We start from the raw sequence: 7683 nt of genomic DNA, 5'->3' as shown, positions 1-7683 counted from the left end.
ACCGGGAACACCGACCGCCTTCTCCCGGGCCCGTTCGAGGAGCTTCAGCATGATGAAGCGGGCCCGGCCGCGGCCGGACTCCTCGATGACGGCGTCGAGTGACTCCAGCCACTCGCTGGTTTCGGAGGGATCGATGTCCGGCAGCTGACTCGGTAGCCCGTCGGTGATGACCGAGAACTTCCGGGTTGTGTCCTGCGTCACGCCTTCTCCTGCTCCTCGAGCTTCCCGGGGCCGTCGCGATCATGCGAAAAGGTCCTGATCGTACGATCGCCGGCCTAGTTGTCCCTTTTGCAACGCACCGGGTGGGAACATGCATGATCAATGCGCCGCCGCATCCCGGCCGCTCGCTCATCCCATACGATGCCTGAACTCTGGGTGATCGACCGACCCTTGACGGCCGAGGGGGGAGGTTACCCGGAGAACGGGTATGTCATGGACCATCGTGCTCCATCGCGGCGGCCTCGTCACGTACGTCTTGGTTACTTCCGGGTCGAGACCTGGGCGATGTGCGTTGCGTTGTTGGCCTGTCGTCCGTAGTGCGGCCGATGCCGGGCCCCGCGGTGGTGGACAATCACCCTGATGGCGACCCGGATGAAGACGACGACGCTGTCCGTGCGCACCGGCCGGCGAGAAAGTATGGTGGATCTCACACCTGATGCGCGGCGGTTCCTTGCCGGTTCCAGCGACGGGTTGCTGTCGGTCTTCGTGCCGCATGCCACGGCCGGCGTGGCCATCCTCGAGTTGGGTTCCGATAGTGATATCGACCTGCTCGCGGCGCTCGCGGATCTGCTCCCCGCCGACGGCAGATGGCGCCACGCGCATGGAACGTTCGGTCACGGCCGCTCGCATGTGATGCCGGCCATCATCCCGCCCTCGTTGACGGTGCCGGTGATCGACGGCCGCCTCGCGCTCGGGGTCTGGCAGTCCATTGCGCTGGTGGACCTCAACGTGGACAACCCCGATCGAACGGTCCGGCTGTCGTTCCTGGCGGGATGATTCCGCTCTCTCCGGGGTACTGGCGGGGAGTCACACCAGGCTGACCACGCCGTCGCTTGTCCACAACCGACGGCGTGGCACTTGCGCAGTCACCGGAAGGTCCGGTGGACTAGGTCGAGGCGCACCAGCCGATGAGGATCATCGTTGGATGCGTCCACCGAGACGGGACGCCCTCGCGGTTACGCGGAGCGTCAACATACGAGCAGGAGGTAGTGGAGGGTGAGTCCGACCGCGGCGAACGCCGAGGGTCAGCGCCGAGCGGAGCGGCTGGGAGTCTCCGCCGGGACCCAGGTGCAGTCGCTCAACGAGGACGACGACATCGCCCAGGACCTGCTGGACGCCGTCACGAGCGCCAGCGGGACCGAGCTTGTCCCCGAGGACTCCGACGACGTCGTCGACATCGTCCTGCTGTGGTGGCGGGAGGATGACGGGGACCTGGCGAACGCCCTCATCGACGCACGGCGGCAGCTGTCCGACGACGGCGTGATCTGGCTGCTGACGCCCAAGGCCGGGCGTGCCGGCCATGTCGAGCCGAGTGACGTGCTGGACGCGGTGCCCACCGCGGGTCTCGTCCAGACCAGCACGTTGAGCGTCGCCCAGGAGTGGTCCGGCCAGCGGCTGGCGGCGCCGAAGTCGCAGCGGGTGCGCCACCGCTGACCTAAGGTGCCCGGTCCGGCCGGCCCGGCCGGGCATGGGTCGGTCCGGTCCGGTTCGCTCGGTTTCGGGGTCCGGGTCGAGGCGGGCGTGCACCGCCGTGCTCGCGTGCCTCGGGGACGGATGCGGGGTGTATGGGCGCCTCCGGCCGCCGCGGGCGGCGCTCGGGGTGGGCCGGGCGGCGGGCGGTCACTGGTAGAGCGGTTACCGGTAGAGCGGCACCTGCTGGCCCTCGACCGCCCCGGGGTAGCGGTCCCAGATGCGGTTGATTCCGAACTGCAGGACCAACGCGCCGCCGCCGATGAGGAAGAGAGCGAAGGCCAGGACCGGATTCGTCTCGGCTACCCCGGCCGCACGCTGGGCGCTACGGACGCGGGTGCCGAGCCGCCAGGCCGCGACGAACGGTGGGAAGATGATCATCCAGCCGATCAGGAAGGCCAGCAGCGACAGCGTCGGGTTCACCTCGATGCGCCGGTCATACTCGGCGAGCTCTTTGTTCGTCCGGTAGATCCAGACGAACGGGTAGACACCCAGGGTGATCAGAGGAATGCCCAGCCACACCGCGAAGGGGTTGCGCCTCCTCCCGAGTAGGCCGGACCCCTGGAACGTGTCGGGGGAGCCAGGTGGTCCGGCCAGGCCCGGTGTCCCATAGTCGGGGGTGGCGGGGTAGCCTTGCTGCGGTTCGTGGCCGGTCAGAGACTCACGAAACGCATAGATCGGAAATCCGCCGGTGGATGTGCCCGGTCCGTCGATCGGGTGAGGTTCCTGGGCGGGGTATCCGTGCGGGGTGGAACTCTGATTGGTCAAAGTGGCCCTGTCCTCATCGGTGTCCATACCAGTGGCGGCCGCGGGGCACGGCACCATGCCCCCACGCATGTCCGGCCGGTGCGGTTCCCGCGTCGATCGGCCAGGCTAGGGCACTCTGGCCTCGAAAACCCGCACACCCGCCGCATCGGGGTCACCGGACCGGGAAGGACACCTTCCATCCCGGTCTGATCGCCGTGATCTGATTGCCGAGCACGCGGGTGAACATCCAGGTCGGGTGCGGTTCCAGGCGATATGGCGGAGATCCGGAAGGTCGTGTAGGGCACGCCGCGGATGGGCGGCCAGCTTCGAGGTAGCCGGCAATGGCATGCTGGATCGGGACATCCGTGCCGATCGGTGAGTACCCTCGCCGGATTTGGCGCGGGGCCCGTCGCCGTAGTGATCATCTGTTGTGGTCACCGGTCCCTGATCAGTTCCCCACCGTTGTGGAGAGGAAGAGCCCATGGCCGTCGAGGTTGGCTCCGTCGCCCCGGACTTCTCACTGAAGGACCAGAACAACGAGGTTGTCACGCTGTCCGAGTTCCAGGGTAAGCGCAACGTGGTCCTGCTGTTCTACCCGTTGACCTTCACCGGCGTCTGCCAAGGCGAGCTGTGCTCCGTGCGGGACGATCTCGCTTCGTTCCAGAACGACGACGTCCAGGTGCTGGCCGTGTCGGTCGACTCGCCGTTCGCCCACAAGGTCTGGGCCGACCAGCAGGGCTACGAGTTCCCGCTGCTCGCCGACTTCTGGCCGCACGGCGCCGTCGCGAGCGCGTACGGCGTCTTCAACGCGGAGCGGGGCATCTCTCTGCGGGGCACCTTCGTCATCGACAAGGAGGGTGTCGTCCGCTGGAAGGTCGTCAACAACATCCCCGACGCGCGGGACCAGGCCGAGTACCTCAAGGCGCTCGCCATCCTCTAAGATCGTCCTTGCGGGAGCCGGCCTGCGTCTGGGGAGTCGTGGAGGGCCGGCTCCCGCCGGGGCTCGCCGCTGCGTAGTCTTAGTTGACCTCGTCATCTCCCGGGCGCGTAGCTCAGCGGGAGAGCGCTCGCCTTACAAGCGAGTGGTCGCAGGTTCGATCCCTGCCGCGCCCACGGGCTGGTCTTTCATGCTTGCTTCCCTTCGGGAAGCTTCGCCGCCAGCCGCGATGTCTGCTGGGGCCGAGCCCCCCCATGCCCCCCATGGCGGCAATCGGGGCGCTCGAAAGCCGTGAATCGCCGCGGGTGTAGCAACGGGTGTAGCAACGCGCCCGGGGCCACCGTGGGGGAGTGGTCCGGTCAGGCGCCGCTCGGGTGGTCGTCGAGACGGGTGAACGCGGCGCGCTTGTCCGCCACCTCGCCGCGAATGGGCGGTATGAGATCAGCGTGAGCGGACGGCCGTAGCTGGTCGCGTAGACACCGATCCGCACCGCGAAACCGTTGCAGTCCTTGCAGAGCTGGAGCCAGACCGTCACCGGTCGAGGCCGTCGATGGCGTGTGCGCGGATCGCGGCGAGGATCTGATCCCAGATCGTGGCGGGCAGGCGGATGTCCCGGAGGCCCAGCTAGCTGTAGCGCAGGTCAACGTGGCCGTCCGCGTGGCGGACCAGGCCGCCGGCGACCGCCCACTCCGTCCACTCGGCGGTCAGCGTGGTGAACGTGGCCACGCGGGCCTCTTGGACGAGGCCGGACCAGATGACGCCGGGCATCCGGAGCTCGTGGACCTCGCCGGCATACCGGTACTGGATGACGGCTTCCGCGCCGTCGCGGGCGAATTGGGCCGCGGGGGCGCAGGCCGCCCGGCGCCAGTCCAACGGTGTGCCCACCGGGGTGCCGGGGTCGGTTCACCCCATGCGTCTGTCTCCTCGCGTGTGATGGAGCCTCCCCACCCGCGAGCCGGCACCCCGGGGACGAGCCGGGGCGGAGGGACTTCGCGGGCGGGGAGGGATGGAGGGGGCCGCCGGCATCATTGGCGGCGGCCCCGGTCTGGGGATGGGCGGGGGCTGTGGTGCCTCCCCGCCTGCGACCGTGCTCACGGAGTGCCCTGACGAAGGGCGTGCAGGCGGGGAGGGATCAGGTGGGGCCGCCTCGGGGAAGGGACGGCCCCGGTCTCAGGGGCCGTTGACACGGCGAAGCGGAACGACCCGGTAGCCGACGATGTCGGGCAAGGTCTGGGCGTGCTCGTCGGCGAGCCGGGCCGTGGGCCAGCCGGTCAGGGTTTCGACCGGACGCCCATCGGCGTCGAGCACGGAGATCGAATAGTTCGCCGGTGTGTCCCGCACGGGAATCCAGTTCGCTCCGGGCCGGCGGGTCGGCAGGGCCCGGGAGGGGGAGGGTGCCCGCGAGCGGTGGGGCCCGCTTCTCCTCCCGGTATAGGTGGCCGCCTTCCACCCGCCCGGCGATCCGCAGGGAGAACCCGTCAGCGTCACGAATCCTCCCTGGCCTCCGGATGCCGGCCGGCACATCCGCCGGTAAGGACATGACACACTGCGTACCAGATCTGCTGCAGAATGCAGCCGTTTCTTCATGCATGCAGATGACGGCCATGACAGGGCATCGCTTGACAGGAGGACAAGGCGATGGATCCTCAGAGACAAGCACGGTCACAGTTCGTGACGTATCTTCGAGGCTTGATCGCAGATCGACAGAACGATCACAGTAAGTTGCACCGGAAGACGGGGATCCCGCGCCAAGTAATCGGCGACGCGGCGAACGGCCACCAGCTACCGTCACCCAGAGTCGTCGCAGACCTCAACCGGGAGCTGAAGTCCGACGGCGAACTGATCCGCCTGTGGAAGGAAGCGAAGCTCGAAAAGACAGCAGAAGATCTTGAATACGCCCTGCCGGGACCCGCAGGGTCGACCCGGGAGGCCTTGACAATAGCCGATCATCCTTACCTGGCTGCGCGACTCGCCGCCTACGAAGTTCGAGGACTGGTCGCGCTCGGAGACGAAGCCGGCGCACGAAAAGCGCTCGCGCTCATGCATGACCACGTCGTGGCCAGTCCCCCGCTACCCGGAGCATCACCGTTCGGACCCGCCCACGCCGACCAGTCGACAGCGCGGACTCTCGCCCCTCTCCGGCATGGCGAGGCGGCCGAGGCGATGGCGCGCGCATCGGTCGACGCCTACCAACGAACCGGTGGTGGATTCGAAGACCTCGGGAACGCCATGCTCAACCTCTCCCTGGCGCTGCTACTTCGATCCAAACCCGAGCCGGAGGAGGCTGCTCGGCACGCATCGGAAGTGGTCTCGATGTTGAACGCCATCCCGACCTACAGTGTCACAGCCAAGGCCGGAGATATCAGCAAGCATCTTGATCCGTTCGCTGAACTACCCCCAGTCAAAGATCTACGCGAACAGCTCGGCGCCCGCCCACGGCTCGCCCTCACCCAGTGACCGCACCCGAGATCCCCATCGTTGTCACGGAACGGCTCATCCTTCGCGGCTGGTTCGACGCCGTCATCGACCCGTACGCGGCGATGACGCCGACCCCGAGACCATGCACTATCTCGATGGTCCGTGCGGGCGGGAGGGGACAGTCCGACTGATCGAACGGACCCGGGCGCTATGGGAGCGACGCGGACATGGTATGTGGGCCATGACCGACCGCCATACCAACGAGTTCATAGGCCGGGCAGGAACCTTCTACGCCGAGGGCTGGCTCGCCGTCGAGGTCGCTGTCTCTATCCGCCGGGACCGCTGGGGGCAGGGACTTGGCACAGAAGCGATCACAGCATCGCTCAACTTCGGCTTTGATCGGCTGGATGTCGACGAGCTGATCACTGTCACACACCAGGAGAACGCGGGGATGAACGCGATCGCGCGCAAGCTTGGGATGACCTTCCGGGAGGTGGCTGACGTCGGCCCATGGAGGGCGAACAACGTCTATGCGATCAGCCGAGCCGAGTGGAACACCCGGCGTGGGGCAACCTCCAGAGCCTGAGCTGCCGGGCACCCATACCGGAGCCCACGCGAAGGATACGGCGCGGCCGCGCCGGCCGGGCCATCCTGACGGCATGGACGAGGCGCCTGGCAGACCGTGGCCCAACCCGGTAATCGTGCTGCGCTGCAAGAAGCATCGGCGGCCACCGCCACGGTGGGGTGTCCGGCTCACGTTCCGGCCGGTGTCATCCTCCAGGGACTGCCCGGACTGTCGATCGGTGGGCCCGAAGGACTCGTAACGGACGGTTCCCGGATCCGAGAAACACGCAAGAGCCCATCCGCGGGATACCCGCCCAGCGCGTACCCCGCGATTCGGTCCAGTGATGCCTTCGATGCCCTGTGCGCCGCGTTGTCGGGGGGTGACGCCCATTCCCCGATGCTGTCTCAACGGGGATTGGTCATGTCGTACTACGACGATCAAAGGCACCACAGCTACCACGACGGCAGAAGCCAGGGCTACCAGCAGCCTCACCCGGGCGGAGATGGGCCGACCCGCGGCTACGGACCCCCGATGCCGCCACCGCGGCAGGGTCGCGACTGGAAGAAGATCGGCATTATCGGCGGTGTCGCCGTGGTCGCGCTTCTTATCGTCGCCGCGATCGCGAGCCCCAGCTCCACGACCGGCCACCCCGACGGCCGCGACCACCGCCGTCCCGGCGGCGACGACAACGGCCATTACGGTCCCCGGCACGGAAGGGGGTATCCCTACCACTGCCGCGCCTGCCGCAACCCAGCCGACGGTCCCCGCGGTGAAGGCGGTCCCTAATGTTGTCGGCATGAACCTGCAAAGCGCGCAGGAGCTTCTTTTCCCGCCCTTGCGGTCGACTTCAATCGACGCGACTGGACGGGGACGCCTTCAGATCATCGACTCGCATTGGAAGGTGGTACGGCAGGAGCCGGTAGCGGGCACCGTGGTGCCGTACTTGACCGACATCAAGCTGTACGTGGTCAAAATCGACGGCTCACTGACTTAAGGCCGGTCGCACCGGTGGTACGCCCCTACTCACCGAGGAACGCTGACGCCCCGGTGCAGCCGGGGGAGGTGATCCCCCGGCGTCTTTCTGACGGCGCTATCAGGGCTTACATGTCGGTTCACACGGAGGAGTTCGTCGCCTGTTTCATCCCTGTGATCTTGCATCCGGGTGATCACGAGTACGTGGCGTATGACGGGTCTTCGAAGTTAACCGGGGTGGGCGTGAGACCCCAGCCAGTTTGGTAACTGTGCGTAATGTTGGCTCGGCGTGGCCTGCTGTGACCTGATGTGGCATGCCTCGTGTCGTGACATGAATCGCCCACAACCCCTGGCG

The 7683-nt window shown here is 67.3% G+C and carries 11 protein-coding genes and 1 tRNA gene; 8 read left to right on the top strand and 4 right to left on the bottom strand.

Features of this window, described 5'->3' with window-relative positions:
• Positions 1–201: hypothetical protein (locus tag AC08OQ_RS15615; protein ID WP_476612146.1), on the bottom strand; the 201-nt coding region annotated here is incomplete at its 3' end.
• 390 nt (positions 202–591) lie between these two features.
• On the opposite strand from AC08OQ_RS15615, the gene AC08OQ_RS15610 reads away from it, so the two are divergent.
• Both AC08OQ_RS15610 and AC08OQ_RS15605 read left to right on the top strand, forming a co-directional pair.
• Complete coding sequence (locus AC08OQ_RS15610) at positions 592–996, top strand: secondary thiamine-phosphate synthase enzyme YjbQ (protein WP_476601163.1); 405 nt, start codon at positions 592–594, stop codon at positions 994–996.
• A gap of 219 nt (positions 997–1215) precedes the next feature.
• Complete coding sequence (locus tag AC08OQ_RS15605; RefSeq protein ID WP_011437440.1) at positions 1216–1653, top strand: DUF3052 domain-containing protein; 438 nt, start codon at positions 1216–1218, stop codon at positions 1651–1653.
• 201 nt (positions 1654–1854) lie between these two features.
• On the opposite strand, the gene AC08OQ_RS15600 is transcribed toward AC08OQ_RS15605, so the two are convergent.
• A complete protein-coding gene (locus tag AC08OQ_RS15600) occupies positions 1855–2211 on the bottom strand; it encodes a DUF4234 domain-containing protein (RefSeq protein WP_476612145.1) in 357 nt (118 codons plus the stop codon).
• Positions 2212–2917: 706 nt separating this feature from the next.
• Here AC08OQ_RS15600 and AC08OQ_RS15595 point away from each other — a divergent pair.
• Both AC08OQ_RS15595 and AC08OQ_RS15590 read left to right on the top strand, forming a co-directional pair.
• On the top strand, positions 2918–3376 hold the full coding sequence (locus AC08OQ_RS15595) for a peroxiredoxin (RefSeq protein ID WP_011437438.1): 459 nt from the start codon (positions 2918–2920) through the stop codon (positions 3374–3376).
• A gap of 101 nt (positions 3377–3477) precedes the next feature.
• Positions 3478–3549: transfer RNA gene (locus AC08OQ_RS15590), tRNA-Val, on the top strand.
• A 448-nt stretch (positions 3550–3997) separates the two neighbouring features.
• Here the strand turns inward: AC08OQ_RS15590 and AC08OQ_RS15585 are convergent.
• Both AC08OQ_RS15585 and AC08OQ_RS15580 read right to left on the bottom strand, forming a co-directional pair.
• Positions 3998–4258 (bottom strand): hypothetical protein, encoded by a 261-nt coding sequence (locus tag AC08OQ_RS15585; RefSeq protein ID WP_476601167.1) that lies wholly within the window; start codon positions 4256–4258, stop codon positions 3998–4000.
• Between the two features lie 285 nt (positions 4259–4543).
• A complete protein-coding gene (locus AC08OQ_RS15580; RefSeq protein WP_462188199.1) occupies positions 4544–4861 on the bottom strand; it encodes a hypothetical protein in 318 nt (105 codons plus the stop codon).
• A 150-nt stretch (positions 4862–5011) separates the two neighbouring features.
• Between AC08OQ_RS15580 and AC08OQ_RS15575 the strand changes: the two genes are divergently transcribed.
• The 4 genes from AC08OQ_RS15575 to AC08OQ_RS15560 all read left to right on the top strand — a co-directional run bounded on the left by AC08OQ_RS15575 (position 5012) and on the right by AC08OQ_RS15560 (position 7350).
• On the top strand, positions 5012–5830 hold the full coding sequence (locus AC08OQ_RS15575) for a hypothetical protein (protein ID WP_476601170.1): 819 nt from the start codon (positions 5012–5014) through the stop codon (positions 5828–5830).
• A 103-nt stretch (positions 5831–5933) separates the two neighbouring features.
• Positions 5934–6377: a GNAT family N-acetyltransferase gene (locus AC08OQ_RS15570; RefSeq protein ID WP_476601172.1), complete on the top strand. Its 444-nt coding sequence runs from the start codon at positions 5934–5936 to the stop codon at positions 6375–6377.
• A gap of 399 nt (positions 6378–6776) precedes the next feature.
• Positions 6777–7142: a hypothetical protein gene (locus AC08OQ_RS15565; protein ID WP_476601174.1), complete on the top strand. Its 366-nt coding sequence runs from the start codon at positions 6777–6779 to the stop codon at positions 7140–7142.
• A 10-nt stretch (positions 7143–7152) separates the two neighbouring features.
• A complete protein-coding gene (locus AC08OQ_RS15560; RefSeq protein ID WP_476605333.1) occupies positions 7153–7350 on the top strand; it encodes a hypothetical protein in 198 nt (65 codons plus the stop codon).
• The last annotated feature ends 333 nt before the right edge of the window (positions 7351–7683 follow it).

The sequence above is a fragment of the Frankia sp. CcCS3 genome (genome assembly GCF_977927575.1).
Note: the sequence above shows the minus strand (reverse complement) of the source record. Positions and strands in the feature narration are given on the sequence as shown.